Annotated in this window: 14 protein-coding genes; 4 read left to right on the forward strand and 10 right to left on the reverse strand. The window is 64.7% G+C overall.

The annotated features are described in order from the left end of the window. Positions 1–46 precede the first annotated feature (46 nt). Positions 47–1,660, forward strand: coding sequence for an alkaline phosphatase (locus F2P46_RS08405; protein WP_166887449.1), 1,614 nt, complete (start codon positions 47–49; stop codon positions 1,658–1,660). On the opposite strand, the gene F2P46_RS08410 is transcribed toward F2P46_RS08405, so the two are convergent. The 8 genes from F2P46_RS08410 to F2P46_RS08445 form a co-directional block, all read right to left on the reverse strand. Beyond that, on the reverse strand, positions 1,657–3,429 hold the full coding sequence (locus F2P46_RS08410; RefSeq protein ID WP_368737896.1) for an ABC transporter ATP-binding protein: 1,773 nt from the start codon (positions 3,427–3,429) through the stop codon (positions 1,657–1,659). The genes F2P46_RS08405 and F2P46_RS08410 overlap by 4 nt on opposite strands. Beyond that, a complete protein-coding gene (locus tag F2P46_RS08415) occupies positions 3,426–3,992 on the reverse strand; it encodes a redoxin domain-containing protein (RefSeq protein WP_166887452.1) in 567 nt (188 codons plus the stop codon). Before F2P46_RS08415 ends, F2P46_RS08410 begins: the two co-directional genes overlap by 4 nt. After that, the gene (locus F2P46_RS08420; protein ID WP_166887455.1) at positions 3,992–4,513 is read right to left on the reverse strand and encodes a MauE/DoxX family redox-associated membrane protein; all 522 of its coding nucleotides are present in this window, start codon (positions 4,511–4,513) and stop codon (positions 3,992–3,994) included. Before F2P46_RS08420 ends, F2P46_RS08415 begins: the two co-directional genes overlap by 1 nt. Beyond that, on the reverse strand, positions 4,510–5,394 hold the full coding sequence (locus F2P46_RS08425; RefSeq protein ID WP_166887458.1) for a hypothetical protein: 885 nt from the start codon (positions 5,392–5,394) through the stop codon (positions 4,510–4,512). Before F2P46_RS08425 ends, F2P46_RS08420 begins: the two co-directional genes overlap by 4 nt. Beyond that, positions 5,391–6,389, reverse strand: a complete 999-nt coding sequence (locus tag F2P46_RS08430) for an MvdC/MvdD family ATP grasp protein (protein ID WP_166887461.1) — start codon at positions 6,387–6,389, stop codon at positions 5,391–5,393. The genes F2P46_RS08425 and F2P46_RS08430 overlap by 4 nt, the downstream gene beginning before the upstream one ends. 69 nt (positions 6,390–6,458) lie before the next feature. Then, entirely contained in the window at positions 6,459–6,635 is a 177-nt protein-coding gene (locus F2P46_RS08435; RefSeq protein WP_166887463.1) for a hypothetical protein, read from the reverse strand. A gap of 88 nt (positions 6,636–6,723) precedes the next feature. Further along, on the reverse strand, positions 6,724–6,900 hold the full coding sequence (locus tag F2P46_RS08440; RefSeq protein WP_166887466.1) for a hypothetical protein: 177 nt from the start codon (positions 6,898–6,900) through the stop codon (positions 6,724–6,726). A 165-nt stretch (positions 6,901–7,065) separates the two neighbouring features. Next, positions 7,066–7,620: a DNA-deoxyinosine glycosylase gene (locus F2P46_RS08445; RefSeq protein WP_166887469.1), complete on the reverse strand. Its 555-nt coding sequence runs from the start codon at positions 7,618–7,620 to the stop codon at positions 7,066–7,068. A 79-nt stretch (positions 7,621–7,699) separates the two neighbouring features. Here F2P46_RS08445 and F2P46_RS08450 point away from each other — a divergent pair, with 79 nt between their 5' ends. The 3 genes from F2P46_RS08450 to F2P46_RS08460 all read left to right on the forward strand — a co-directional run bounded on the left by F2P46_RS08450 (position 7,700) and on the right by F2P46_RS08460 (position 9,667). Continuing rightward, complete coding sequence (locus tag F2P46_RS08450) at positions 7,700–8,146, forward strand: DUF962 domain-containing protein (RefSeq protein ID WP_166887472.1); 447 nt, start codon at positions 7,700–7,702, stop codon at positions 8,144–8,146. Between the two features lie 70 nt (positions 8,147–8,216). After that, complete coding sequence (locus tag F2P46_RS08455) at positions 8,217–9,179, forward strand: DMT family transporter (RefSeq protein WP_166887475.1); 963 nt, start codon at positions 8,217–8,219, stop codon at positions 9,177–9,179. Then, positions 9,176–9,667: a GNAT family N-acetyltransferase gene (locus F2P46_RS08460; RefSeq protein WP_166887478.1), complete on the forward strand. Its 492-nt coding sequence runs from the start codon at positions 9,176–9,178 to the stop codon at positions 9,665–9,667. Before F2P46_RS08455 ends, F2P46_RS08460 begins: the two co-directional genes overlap by 4 nt. A 240-nt stretch (positions 9,668–9,907) precedes the next feature. Here the strand turns inward: F2P46_RS08460 and F2P46_RS08465 are convergent, their stop codons facing one another. Together F2P46_RS08465 and hutI are read right to left on the reverse strand one after the other, a co-directional pair. Continuing rightward, positions 9,908–11,353 carry a glycine betaine ABC transporter substrate-binding protein gene (locus F2P46_RS08465; RefSeq protein ID WP_229509171.1) on the reverse strand — a complete coding sequence of 482 codons (1,446 nt, stop codon included), beginning with the start codon at positions 11,351–11,353 and terminating at the stop codon, positions 9,908–9,910. Positions 11,354–11,418: 65 nt separating this feature from the next. After that, positions 11,419–12,642 (reverse strand): imidazolonepropionase, encoded by a 1,224-nt coding sequence (hutI, locus tag F2P46_RS08470; protein WP_166887483.1) that lies wholly within the window; start codon positions 12,640–12,642, stop codon positions 11,419–11,421. Positions 12,643–12,645: the final 3 nt, after the last annotated feature.

Raw genomic sequence — 12,645 nt, forward strand, 5'->3', positions numbered from 1 at the left:
TCATAAACAGGCTCTAGACTTCCAGCCATTCTTCACTGGAGCCTTCATGACCTCAACACTTTCACGCCGCGGCTTCCTTACGCGCGGCGGCATCATCGCCGGCGGCACGGCGCTCAATGGGTCGCTGCTGCTGTCGGCCTGCGGGGGTTCGGATTCGCCTGCCCCGGCCATCGTCACCAGCGACGCCGAACGGCCCAAGCTGCCCTCGGGGATCCAGTTCGGCGACGTGACCGGCGAGCGCGCCGTGATCTGGAGCCGCAGCGACCGCACTGCGCAAATGATCGTCGAATACGACACCAGCGAGCGCTTCACCAACGCCAGCCGCATTGCCGGCCCGACCGCCACCGAAGCGACCGACTTCACCTCGCGCGTCGACTTGTCGGGCCTGCCGGCCGGCCAGACCGTGTTCGTGCGCGTGAAATACGTCGACCCGGCCAATGGCCGCATCGAGAGCGAAGCGGTGGCCGGCCAGTTCCGCACCATGCCGCAGGCGGACGGCAAGCGCGCCATCCGCTTCCACTGGAGCGGCGACCAGGCCGGCCAGGGCTGGGGCATCAACACCGATTTCGGCGGCGTGCGCATGTACGAATCGATGCGCAAGCGCGATCCGGATTTCTTCATCCATAACGGCGACACGGTCTACGCCGACGGCCCGATCGCGGCCGAGGCGAAGGCCGAAAATGGCCAGATCTGGAAAAGCATCGTGACCGAAGAGGTGAGCAAGGTTGCCGAAACGCTCAAGGAATTCCGTGGTCGCCACTCTTACAACACGCTCGACCTGAACTTTCGCAAATTCGCCGCGCAAGTGCCGCAGCTCTGGCAGTGGGACGACCACGAAGTGACCAACAACTACAGCGGCGCCAAGGACCTGACGGCCGATGCGCGCTACAAGGAAAAGAACGTCGCCACCCTGGCCGAGCGTGGCCGGCGCGCCTTCCTGGAATACGCGCCGATGCGCTTTTACAAACAGGCCGAACCCCAGCGCATCTACCGCAGCATCGCTTACGGCCCGCTGCTCGACGTGTTCGTGATCGACATGCGCAGCTATCGAGGTCCCAACAGCACCAACCTGCAGAGCGAAGAAAACGCCGCTTCGGCCATCCTCGGATCGGCCCAGGTGGACTGGCTGATCGCCGAACTGAGCGCCTCGAAAGCGACCTGGAAAGTCATCTCGTCGGACATGCCGATCGGGCTGGAAGTAGCCGACGGCAAGGACGCCAAAGGCGTGGCGATGTGGGAAGCGGTGGCCAATGGCGTGAGCGGGCCGGCCTCGGGACGCGAGCTGGAAATGGCGCGCCTGCTCAAGGGCATCAAGGCGGTGCCGAACGTGGTCTGGATCACGACCGACGTGCATTACTGCGCGGCCCATTACTACGACCCGGCCAAGGCGCATTTCACCGATTTTGCGCCGTTCTGGGAATTCGTGGCCGGCCCGATGAATGCCGGCGCCTTCGGTCCGGGCAAGCTCGATATGACGTTCGGCCCGACCGAGGTGTTTGCCAAGGCGCCGCCAATCCAGAACTCGTCGCCGTTCGCCGGCTACCAGTTCTTCGGCGAAGTCAATATCGACCCGCAGTCGAAAGCGATGAAGGTCGAGCTGTTCGACTTGAACGGCGTATCGCAGTTCAGCAAAACGCTGGGGGCCGCCGGCGCCGTTTAAGCCAGCGCTGCGGGCACGGGTTCCGCGCCGGCGCGTGCCAGCTGGTGGCGCATCAGATGGAAGTACAAGCCATCCTGCTGCGCCACCAGTTGCGCGTGCGTGCCCTGCTGCGCCAGCCGGCCCTGCTCCAGCACCAGGATGCGGTCGGCTTTGACGATAGTGGAAAAGCGGTGCGCGATGATGATCGTGGTGCGCCCTTGCATCAAGGTGTCGAGCGCGTGCTGCACCTGCAGTTCGCTGGCCGAATCGAGCGCGCTGGTCGCTTCGTCGAGGATCAGGATGCGCGCATCGCGCAGCAGGGCGCGCGCAATCGCGATGCGCTGTTTCTGCCCGCCGGACAGTTGCGCCCCACGCTCGCCGACCACGGTGTCGTAGCCGTCCGGGAAGGCGCTGATGAAATCGTGGGCATAGGCCAGGCTGGCCGCCGCCTTCACTTCGTCCAGGGTCACGTCGCGTTCGGCCACCGCGAACGCGATGTTCTCGAAGATGCTGCCCGAGAACAGCGATGGCTCCTGCTCCACGATCGCCAGCTTGCTGCGCATGCCCGCCAGCGTCATGGCGCTGGCGTTGACGCCGTCGAACAAAATGCTGCCGCTGTCGGGCTGGTAGAAACCCAGGATCAGGCTGGCGATGGTCGACTTGCCGGCGCCGGATGCGCCGACCAGCGCAATCGTTTCGCCGGCGGGAATCGAAAAATCGATGCCGTTCAAGGCCGGCGTATCTGGCCGTTCGGGATACGCAAACGCCACGTTCTCGAATGCCAGCGTGCCCTGCAAGCGCACCTCGCCACCCGGCGCGGCTTGCTGCGCGCATTCGGTGTTGATGACGTTGAAGATCCATTCGGTGGCGCCGATGGTGCGCATCCACGCGTTCCAGAATTCGCCGATGGCGCCGGCCGCTTCGGTCACCATGCTGGCATACAGGATAAAGGCGGTCAGGTCGCCCACCGACAGCGCGCCCTGTCCGATCAGGCGCGCGCCGAACCATAAAGTGCCCAGCAGCGCAAGGTACACCAGGAACGACGAGCCGCCGCGAAACAGCGCAAACAGCGCGCTGCTCGACACCGACAGCGACAAGGCATGCTCGATCGCGCCGGCGTAACGCGCGCGCGCGGTGCGCTGCTGGCTGAAGGCATGCACCAGGCGGATATTCGAAAAATGCTCCTGCGCGACCTTGCCGCATTCGGCCTGGCCGTCCTGCATCAGGCTGGCGCGCTTGCGGTACACCTTGCCCGTCATTTTGCCGATGAACAGCGTCGCCGGCAAAAAGATCACCAGCATCAGGCAGAGGACCGGCGAAATTGCCAGCAGCATCGCCACGCCGCCGATGAACACGCACAGGCAGCGCAGCGACACAGCCATCCCCATGGTCAGCGTGTCGTGCAGGATTTCGACATCGGCCGTGAGGCGATTGGTCAGTTCGCCGACGTGGTGCTTGTCGTAGAAGCCGATTGGCTGCCCGATCAGCGCCGCGTACAACTGACGCCGGATGCGCGTGACGATCATGTAGCCGGTCGACTCGAAAATGTAATAGCGCGCGGTGGCCGCCACGGCCTGCAGCGCGAGCACGGCCAGCATGAGCAGCGCCAGTGAGCTGAACCACGCCATGTCGTTCCTCACGTTGATGTTATCGATGAAGTACGACAGCGCCTTGGGATAGGCCAGCTGGATCAGCACCGTCACCGCCATGCACACCAGGCCCGCGCACAGGCGGCCGGCGAAGGGACGCAGCAGGCGCAGGCGGTCGAGATGGGGCGACGCCCGGCTCACGCGCTTGCTCCCTGCGCCATCCGCACCTCGTCCATCTGTTCGCAAAAACTGCGCCAGTCGTCGTCGCCGATCATGCCGCGCGCGTCCAGGGCGCCGGCCTGGCTGACGAACAGGTACGAGGGCGACGACATGAGCGGATTGAGCATCCCGTAGTCGGCGCTGGACACGCGCACGGTGCTGCCGCCCAGCGCGCTCGCGCGCAGGAAGCGGCGCAGGCGCCAGGCCGGCTCCAGGCTGACCAGCCAGAGCGCCACGCCGGCTTCGCGCGCCAGCGGCGCCAGGCGCGCGATCTCTGGCAGCTTGTGGCGGCATTTGGGGCAAGCGCTGGAGAGGAACAGCAGCACTGCGGGCTGGCCGTCATCGCCCACCGTGAGGGGCGAGCCATCAACCAGGCGTTTGCCGCTAAAGGCGTCAAGCGCTTCGCCCAGCGGCAGGATCGATGCCGCCTTTGCGGCCGCACTGAGATGGTTCACCACTTTCAAGAGCTGCAACGACAGCTTGAGGTTCAGCGCCACGCTCAGCGCCAGCAGCAGCAGGATGACGGCCAGGACGTCGCTATCCATCACGCGCTGCGCTTGAAGGCACGTGCAAGATCGTGGAAGCCGATGGCGCCGATCGTGGCAATCGTCGCCAGCGCGGCGGCCAGCACGCTTTCCTTTTTGCCGAAAGCGGCCCCGCCGGGCAATGCAAGGCAGGCGCCGATGGCGGCGATGACCAAGCCATTGCGCAGCAAGTCGTAGCCCGATACCGGCCGTTCGCTCTCGCCGAAGCAGCTGCATTTGACGCTGCCTTCGACCACGTAGCGGTAGCCGACGAGCGCCGTGAGCACCACGAACAGCACGAGGGCGGCCGCCATGCCGATGCGGCCGATGCCGCCGCCGGCCAGGATCAGGCCCGCCAGCAGCGCCTCGGCCGCGATGACGGCGGGCGCCAGCAGCGCCGCCGCCTGCCGCTTCACGCCGAACGACTCGACCAGGTTATGCGTGAATGCGGACAGCGTGCGCAGTTTGCCGATGGCGGCGCACACGAGCAAAAAGGCGGTGCAGAAGCGGATGATCTCCGCGAGGTAGGCTGCGGCGCTCATACGGCCAGCTTGCTCCAGCGCGGCAGGAAGCCGCCGCTGCGGTGTTCGCGCAGCATGCCGCCGTCGCGCGTGGCCAGCAGCACATCGTTCCACGGCGCCTCGGCCGATTCGCGCAGGCCGCCGCCGACGATCGTTTGCAGCACGCGCGACATGCGCCAGGCGCATTCCTCGACCTGCGCTTCGCGCCGGATGTTCAACCCCAGTTTTCCCAGCTCCTCGCCGGTGAGCGCGTAGTTGTGCGAGTAATAGCCGAACATCAGTTTCTTGACCACGTCCTGGCGCGTGGCCTCGGGTTTGTCGGGCATGTGAAAGCGCAGCAGTTCTTCGCCGATCCGCATCACTTCCTCGGTACTGCGGTAAAACGCGGTGAGGGTTGGCGGAAAGATGCTGCCGCACAGAAGACCCAGCGACTGCAGGCGTGCTTCATCGGAACTGACGCCGAACCACTCCTCGCTCATGGCGCCGAACATCTTGATGTCCTGGCACGAGAACGATGAGGCGGCGCTGTCGTCGTCGGCGCCGCCATGCAGGTGCGGATCGATCGGCGAGAACATGGCCAGGTCGCCGGCGATGATTTCATCGGCCGCCAGCGCCAGGATGGTGGCCGAGGATTGGCAGTGATACGGCACGATGAACGCCAGGTGCTCGCTGAACTGGCGCAGCAGCAGCGCGATGCGGCGCGCCGCGTTGACGATGCCGCCGCAGCATTGCAGCAGCACGTCCAGGCGCGCCACCGGGCCGATTGCGCGGCACTGTTCATATAGCGTCGGCAGGATCTCCATGTCCAGGTTGGAGGCGGCGAACACCAGCACGCGGCTGTTGCGCAGCGCTTCGATCTCCTTGATCTGCTCACGCACGGGGAAACGGTGTGACTGGGTCATGCGCACTCCTCGACAAGTCGGTCGGCCAGCGCGTCGAGCATGGCCAATGCGGGAATCAACTGCTCGATGTAGAGGAACTGGCCGACCGGATTATTTTCCAGGAAAACGATCTCGTCATCGGGCGTGACGATCAGGTCCAGCGCGCCGTAGGCCAGTCCGTAGCTGCGCACGAACGCCAGGCAGCGCTCGCGCAGCGCGTCCGGCAAGACAGTCGCCTCGTACAGGATATCGGCCGACATGTCGCGCGAATCGATGGCGGTGCGTTGGTCGTCCTGCGAATGGATCCTGGCCGCGAACACGCGCTCGCCGATGATCGTCACGCGCAGTTCGTACCGTTTGGGAATGTACTGCTGAAAATGGCAGGCCAGTTCGCCGACCGAGTCCAGTTGATCGAACATGGCATCGTCGACCACGGTGGTGCCGATGCCCTGCGCCACGCGCTCATCGTCGGCCAGGTCCTCGCCCCCGAGATTGGGGCTGGAGAGGGCCTTGAAGATCATCGGGCCATCAAAACTGGCGCGGAAGGCTTGTACCTCGGCGGGCGAATTGGTCGTCAGCGACGCGGGAATGCGAAAGCCCATGCGCGCGGCGCGCTGCAATTGCTCGCCCTTCCACATGGCCCCGCGCAGGGCTAATGGATGGCTCATCCAGAAGCAATCGAGCGTGTAGAGCATGCCGAACAGCGCCTGCTCGGTTTCGGCCCTGGCATAGATGCGTTCCTGGACCCCGAGGTCGGGGCTGAGAAAACTGAATTCGGCCGGCTTGCGGCTCCAGATCGCGCCCACCTCGGCCAGGTCGAGCGACTCGCCCGACGGCAGGTGGCGGATCCACTGGCGCAGGCTGCCTGCGGCAAACCATTGCGCGCTCTGGTAATCGCGCGGAAAAGCATCGAGGTCGATGCGGAAGGCCGCGCATCCTTTCGCTTGCAGGATGGGGATGAGCAGGTCGACGTGCAGGTCGGCGCTGTTACTGACAATCAGAACCTTTTTCGCCATATGCCGCTTTGAAGAGGTCAACGGAAAACGCCCTGCCCGAAAGAGCAGGGCTTGCCTGGTGTCAGGCGCTCAGCACCACACGCCGAGATCGCGGCCCCAGTACCCATCTGCACGCTGGTCTTCGCCGGAGCAACCGGCGCTGGCGACACCGTCGCGCAGTTTCCATTGCGGGGCTGGCTTGGCTTGTTTGGCTTTCTTTTCAGCCAATTTGAAGGCAAACAGCTTGGTGTTCTCTTGCTTTTCCATGGACCGATCTTTCAAAAAGTGACGTGGAGGACAGCAGTATGGATAAAAAAGCCCTGCGATGAGCAAGGCTTGTTATCCAGCGACGTTGTCAGCAATAGATGCCGTTGTCGCGGCCCGGACGGCGGTCGCCGCGGGCATCGGGACCGGAGCAACCGGCGGTGGAGACGCCTTCGCGCGCTTGCCACTGCGGCGCCGGTTTTGCTTCCTTGGTTTTTTTCTCGGCCAGCTTGAACGCGAACGTTTTCATTCCATTTTGATTTTTCATTTTCGTATCTCTCTAAAAATAGCGAAATTCAATCCAACGGTGTACCACTTAGAGCGGCAAGGAAATCCTAGTCGCATGCCAAACTTGCGTCAAGATAAATGTTATCCTATGTTTAATGCATCTCGCATCACTGGTGACGCTGATTGCGACGAGCGCGTGCATTGACTATGTCGGGCTGCCCGCCTGGGGAATCACCTCATCCCCCAACGTCCGCCACACCAGCAATTTATCGGCATACGGCGCCGTGTACGCCGGGCTGCTCGACGGCAGGTTGACGATGCGATAGCGCTGCGCCAGGTCGCCCAGCGCCTTCATTCCCAGCCGCGCCGCCGTGCCGCCATTGAATGCAATCGTTGCAAGCTGCGGCAGGCTGTCGACCAGCCCCGCCAGGTCGTTGCCGACCTGGCCGCGAATCTGGCTGTCGAGACTGCCCTCGCGGCGGGCCTGCGCCACCACATCCCACAGGCCGACCCCGTGCGCCAGCAGCGCCGTCAGGCGCGCCGCATAGTCCAGTGCTACCAGGTCGACTCCCGTGACCTCGGACATCAGCGCCCAGAAGCGGTTCTGGCGGTTGCCATAATATTGCTGCTGCGCCAGCGAGCGCTCGCCCGGCAGGCTGCCGAGTACAAGAATACGGGTGTGCGCATCGACCACCGGCGCAAAACAGCGCTTGAGCGCGACCTCGTCCGCTTCGACATTGGCAAGCTGAAAATCGTTCATGCCGCGATTCTAGCAGCCCGCGAGAGAGGTGTAGAATCGTCCGGCAAGCCAACCACAACAACAAAATCCGGAGACTCCCATGGACCAAGCTACCCAGCCGCGCGCCATCGACACCTTGCTCGCCAAATACAGCGAAAGCCACCTGAACCACACCAACGAGTTGATTCACTTCGTCTGCGTGCCGGTGATCGTATTCACCCTGCTCGGCATTATCTGGTGGATCCACCCGTTCGCGGCCGTGGCGGTCACCGTGCTGTCGCTGTGCTATTACTTCCAGTTATCAAAACCGTTTGCGGCCGGCATGCTGGCCATGTCGGCCCTGATGCTCGGCCTGCTCAGCCTGATGCCGCCTGCCACCGTGCTGCCGCTGTCGCTGGCCATTTTCGTGCTGGCCTGGATCGGGCAGTTTATCGGCCACAAGATCGAGGGCAAAAAGCCATCGTTCTTCGACGACCTGCGCTTCCTGCTGATCGGCCCCTTGTTCGTGCTGAGCTTCCTGTACCGGCGCCTCAACCTGGCCTGGTAGCCGATTGCCCGCGCTGATGGCGAATTGAGGATGGCCGGCAGGAAGTTGCGAATCACCATATACTTTCCGCATGTCATCTCCACTCCTCTTCGCGATCGCGGCCCTGATCTGGGGCTCCACCTTTTTTGCCATCACCTTGCAGCTGGGCGAAGTCGCGCCCGCGGTCTCGGTGGTGTACCGCTTCGGACTGGCCTCGGCCACCCTGTTCGCCTGGTGCCTGGTGCGCGGCGACAGGCTGCGCCTGCCGTGGCGCGCCCAGCGCTGGGTGATGTTGCAAGGATTTTTCACCTTCGCCCTGTCCTACCTGTGTACCTATGGTTCCGAGCAATACCTGGTCTCGGGCCTGGTCGCCGTCCTGTTCGCACTGATGGTGTTCTGGACCCCGATCTGCAGCCGCATCGCCTTCGGCACGCAGATTTCCTGGCGCACCTGGGCGGCCGGCCTGATCGCCATCGTCGGCGTGACGATGCTGTTCTACAACTCGATCGCGGGCGCCTGGAAAGAGATCGCCGGCGGCGGCAGCGGCCACTTCCTGCTCGGCCTGATACTGGCCGTGGTCGCCACCATTGCCAGCTCGGCCGGCACGGTGGTGGTGGCCAAGGTGCGCGAGCAATCGTCGAACCTGATGCTGACCATGGCCTGGTCGATGTTCTGGGGCACCGCGATGGTGGCCGCCTGGGCGCTCGCCAACGGCCAGCCATTCGTGCTGCCGGCCGCACCGCGCTACTGGATGGCGCTGCTGTACCTGTCGCTGTTCGGCTCGGTGATCGCCTTCAACGCCTACTTCACCTTGATCAACCGCATCGGCTCGGCAAAAGCCGTGTATATCGGCGTGGTGACACCTGTCATTTCCGTGCTGCTGTCGATCCAGCTCGAACGTTACCGGCCCGGCCCGGTCGAATGGCTGGGCATGGCCGTGTGCCTGGCCAGTGTCGCCTGGGCACTGCGCGCGCCCGCCGTCCCGGCGTCCTCTTCCGCTTCAACCCAACCCGCGCCAGCAGCGAGCCTGGCCGCCATTCCCGAGGTTCCATGACTACCGATAACAATTTCAGCATCCGCCCGGCGCAACCGTCCGACGTCGCCCACATTTACGGCATGATCGTTGAGCTGGCCGTGTTCGAAAAACTCGAACACCTGGTGGTGGCCACCGAAGCGCAGTTGCACGACGCCCTGTTCGGCCCGCGTCCATCGTGCGAAGCGCTGGTTGGGGTCGAGGGTGAGGAAGTCGCCTGTTTCGCCTTGTTCTTCCACAATTTCTCCACCTTCCTCACGCGCAAGGGCCTGTACCTTGAAGACTTGTACGTCAAACAAGTTCATCGCGGCAAGGGCTACGGCAAGCAGATGCTGGCCGCGCTGGCGCAGCTGGCGCTGCAACGCGAGTGCGGACGGTTCGAATGGTCGGTGCTGGACTGGAACGAGAACGCCATCAACTTTTACAAGAGCGTGGGTGCGCAGATCTTGCCGGACTGGCGTATCTGCCGCGTCGACGGCGAGGCGCTGGGCAAGCTTGCGGCGGCCTGAAAAAGAAAAAGCCCACGGGATAACATCACCGTGGGCAAACCCATTTTTTTAGAATGGGGAGGGGAGACTGGAGACAATCTACGGCTTCACTATAGTTGCCGCTTGCAGCGAATTGGCCGGGCTTTACAATTGCTTACCTCTGTTTAGTTACGTAACTTGTTGTAAGCAATTATTACCTTCTCCGAAACGGCGCTTTTGACGCGGCGCAAACCACAGCGCTGGCGACTCAAGCGCGCAACACTAATTGCGGCGCGCGATCAAGCGTTCTCCCGCTTCAAACAAGCCCTGTGTCAGCAAGGCCAACAGCGCCGCCGGAATCGCGCCGGCCAGGAGCATATCGTTATCGTTGAGCGCAAGGCCGATCGTGATGCGCTCGCCAAAGCCGCCCGCGCCGATAAAGGCCGCGATCGTCGCGGTGCCCACGCTCATCACTGCCGCCGTCTTGATGCCGGCCAAAATCACCGGCAGCGCCAGCGGCAGTTCGACATCGATCAAGATAGCGCGCCGGCCCAGCCCGAGCGCCTGCGCCGCCGTGCGCAAGCCCTGCGGCACGCCCAACAGGCCGGTGCAGGTATTGCGCACGATCGGCAGCAGCGCGTAGACGAACAGGGCGACTAACGCCGGTACGGTGCCGATCATGCCCAAGAGCGGAATCAATATCGCCAGCAAGGCCAGCGAGGGCACCGTCTGCAGCATGCCGGCCAGCGCCAGCACCGTTTGCCGCAGCCGTGGCGCGAAAGCGGCCACGATCCCGAGCGGAATGCCGACCAGGCAGGCCAGGATCACCGACGCCAGCACCAGCAGCACGTGCTGGCGCGTCAGGGTCCACAGGCCGGCGTCGAACATCTTGTTCATCAGTCCCGCGCGCGCGGGACCGTGCGCAGCACTGGCCGGGGCCAGCCAGTTCTTGGCGACGGCGGCAAAGGTCTTGCCTTCCAGTTCGACTTGCGCGTTCATGGCGATCATCTGCTCGGCCGTGATGCGCCCTTCCAGTTTGGCGATGGCCCCCCACTGCCCGGGAAAGCGCTGCGGCGCGTCGAGCCGGTACAACAGCATGGCGTCGTAGCGCGGAAAATACCCCAGGTCGTCCTTGAGCACGCGCAGGCCGTATTGCCGGATCTTGGCGTCGGTCGAATAGATGTCGATCAGGTCGACCTGGCGCTGCGCCAGGGCCTCGTAGGCGATGCCGTGATCGAGCCCGCGCGGCGTGTGCGGCAGGCCGTAGCGCTGCCTGAGGCCCGGCCAGCCGTCGGCGCGGCCGATGAATTCGTGCGACAGGCCGAGCCCGAGCCCCGGCTGGCGCGCCAGGTCCGACAGGCTCGCCACATCCTTGCTGTCGGCGCGCATGGCCAGCGCGTAGGTATTGTTAAAGCCGAGCGGCACGGCCACGCCCAGGCCCATGGGTTTCAAGGCGGCGCGCATCTGCTCGAGCGAACCGGCGCTGGTGTTCTTGAGGATTTCGAGCTCGATCGTGCCCCGATATTCGGGATACACGTCGATGCTGCCGGCCTGCAGCGCGGCCAGCACGATGGCGGTATTGCCCAGGCCCTGGCGGTGTTCGGCCTTGCCTTGGGTCGCGGCGGCCTGGGTCAGCACTTCGCCCAGGATGTACGACTCGGTGAAGCGCTTGGAACCGACGCGCAGGGTGTCGCCGCCGGCCGCCGTGGCGGCGCCCCCGAGGAGCAGCGTAAAGACAGATAGCCAGCGCAAGGCCGTGGCAAAAAAGGTGCGCACGGCACTCTCCCGACAAATTAATCGGGCAAGCTTACCACCGGTTTGCGCAGCACGCCCGCATTGACGACAGCGCGGCAGGGGTTCAAGCCCATCGCGTACGACAGGTCGGCCGGGCGCGCGATGTCCCACAGCGCGAAATCGGCGCGCTTGCCCACCGCCAGCGAGCCGATCTCGGCCGCCATACCGAGCGCGCGCGCGGCGTGGATGGTGGCGCCGGCCAGCGCCTCCTGCGGCGTCAGGCGCCACAGGGTGCAGGCCATATTCATCGCCAGCAGGATCGACGTCAGCGGCGAGGTGCCGGGATTGCAGTCGGTGGCCACCGCCATCGGTACGCCCGCTGCGCGCAGGGCGGCCACCGGCGGCTGCACGGTATCGCGCAGGAAGTAGTACGCCCCCGGCAGCAGCACCGCCACCGTGCCGGCCGCCGCCATGGCGTCGATGCCGGCCAGGCTCAGATGTTCCAGGTGATCGGCCGACAGTCCGCCGAAGCGCGCCACCAGCTCGGCCCCGCCCTGGTCCGACAACTGCTCCGCATGCAGCTTGACCGGCATGCCGTGGCGCCGCGCGGCCTCGAAAATGCGCTCGGTCTGGGCATTGGTAAAGCCGATCCGCTCGCAAAAGGCGTCGACCGCGTCGGCCAGGCCAAGGGCCGCCAGTTGCGGCAGCATGCGCTGGCAGATCTCGTCCACATAGTCGTCGGCGCGGCCGGCAAATTCCGGCGGCAGCGCGTGCGCGCCCAGGAAGGTGGCCGACACGGCCACCGGCAGCATTTGCGCCACGCGGCGCGCCGCGCGCAGCATCTTGGCCTCGTCGTCCAACGTCAGGCCGTAGCCGGACTTGATTTCGAGCGTGGTCACGCCTTCGGCCAGCAGGCTGGCCACGCGCGGGAGGCTCTGGCGCAGCAGCTCGTCTTCGGACGCGGCGCGGGTGGCGCGCACGGTGGACATGATGCCGCCGCCGGCGTTGGCGATGTCTTCATAGGTGGCGCCGTTCAGGCGTGCCTCGAATTCGTCGCTGCGGTTGCCGGCGTGGACGATGTGGGTGTGGCAGTCGACCAGGCCGGGCGTGAGCCAGCAGCCGCCGCCATCGTGCACGGTTCTCGCCGGCGGCGCTTTGGCGCGCGGCCCGAGCCAGGCGATGCGGCCTTCATGCACCGCGACCGCGCTGTCGCGCAATTCGCCATAACCCTGCTCCATGGTGGCCAGGTGCACATTGGTAAACAGCGTGTCGTAGACGAACATCGG

The organism is Massilia sp. CCM 8734 (assembly GCF_011682155.1).
Classification (GTDB): Bacteria; Pseudomonadota; Gammaproteobacteria; order Burkholderiales; family Burkholderiaceae_D; genus Telluria_A; species Telluria_A rubra.

Coding starts and splice junctions, on each gene's coding strand:
- F2P46_RS08405 (WP_166887449.1), top strand. CDS start 47: ATGACCTCAACACTTTCACGCCGCGGCTTCCTTACGCGCGGCGGCATC.
- F2P46_RS08415 (WP_166887452.1), bottom strand. CDS start 3,992: ATGGATAGCGACGTCCTGGCCGTCATCCTGCTGCTGCTGGCGCTGAGC.
- F2P46_RS08420 (WP_166887455.1), bottom strand. CDS start 4,513: ATGAGCGCCGCAGCCTACCTCGCGGAGATCATCCGCTTCTGCACCGCC.
- F2P46_RS08425 (WP_166887458.1), bottom strand. CDS start 5,394: ATGACCCAGTCACACCGTTTCCCCGTGCGTGAGCAGATCAAGGAGATC.
- F2P46_RS08430 (WP_166887461.1), bottom strand. CDS start 6,389: ATGGCGAAAAAGGTTCTGATTGTCAGTAACAGCGCCGACCTGCACGTC.
- F2P46_RS08435 (WP_166887463.1), bottom strand. CDS start 6,635: ATGGAAAAGCAAGAGAACACCAAGCTGTTTGCCTTCAAATTGGCTGAA.
- F2P46_RS08440 (WP_166887466.1), bottom strand. CDS start 6,900: ATGAAAAATCAAAATGGAATGAAAACGTTCGCGTTCAAGCTGGCCGAG.
- F2P46_RS08445 (WP_166887469.1), bottom strand. CDS start 7,620: ATGAACGATTTTCAGCTTGCCAATGTCGAAGCGGACGAGGTCGCGCTC.
- F2P46_RS08450 (WP_166887472.1), top strand. CDS start 7,700: ATGGACCAAGCTACCCAGCCGCGCGCCATCGACACCTTGCTCGCCAAA.
- F2P46_RS08455 (WP_166887475.1), top strand. CDS start 8,217: ATGTCATCTCCACTCCTCTTCGCGATCGCGGCCCTGATCTGGGGCTCC.
- F2P46_RS08460 (WP_166887478.1), top strand. CDS start 9,176: ATGACTACCGATAACAATTTCAGCATCCGCCCGGCGCAACCGTCCGAC.
- hutI (WP_166887483.1), bottom strand. CDS start 12,642: ATGTTCGTCTACGACACGCTGTTTACCAATGTGCACCTGGCCACCATG.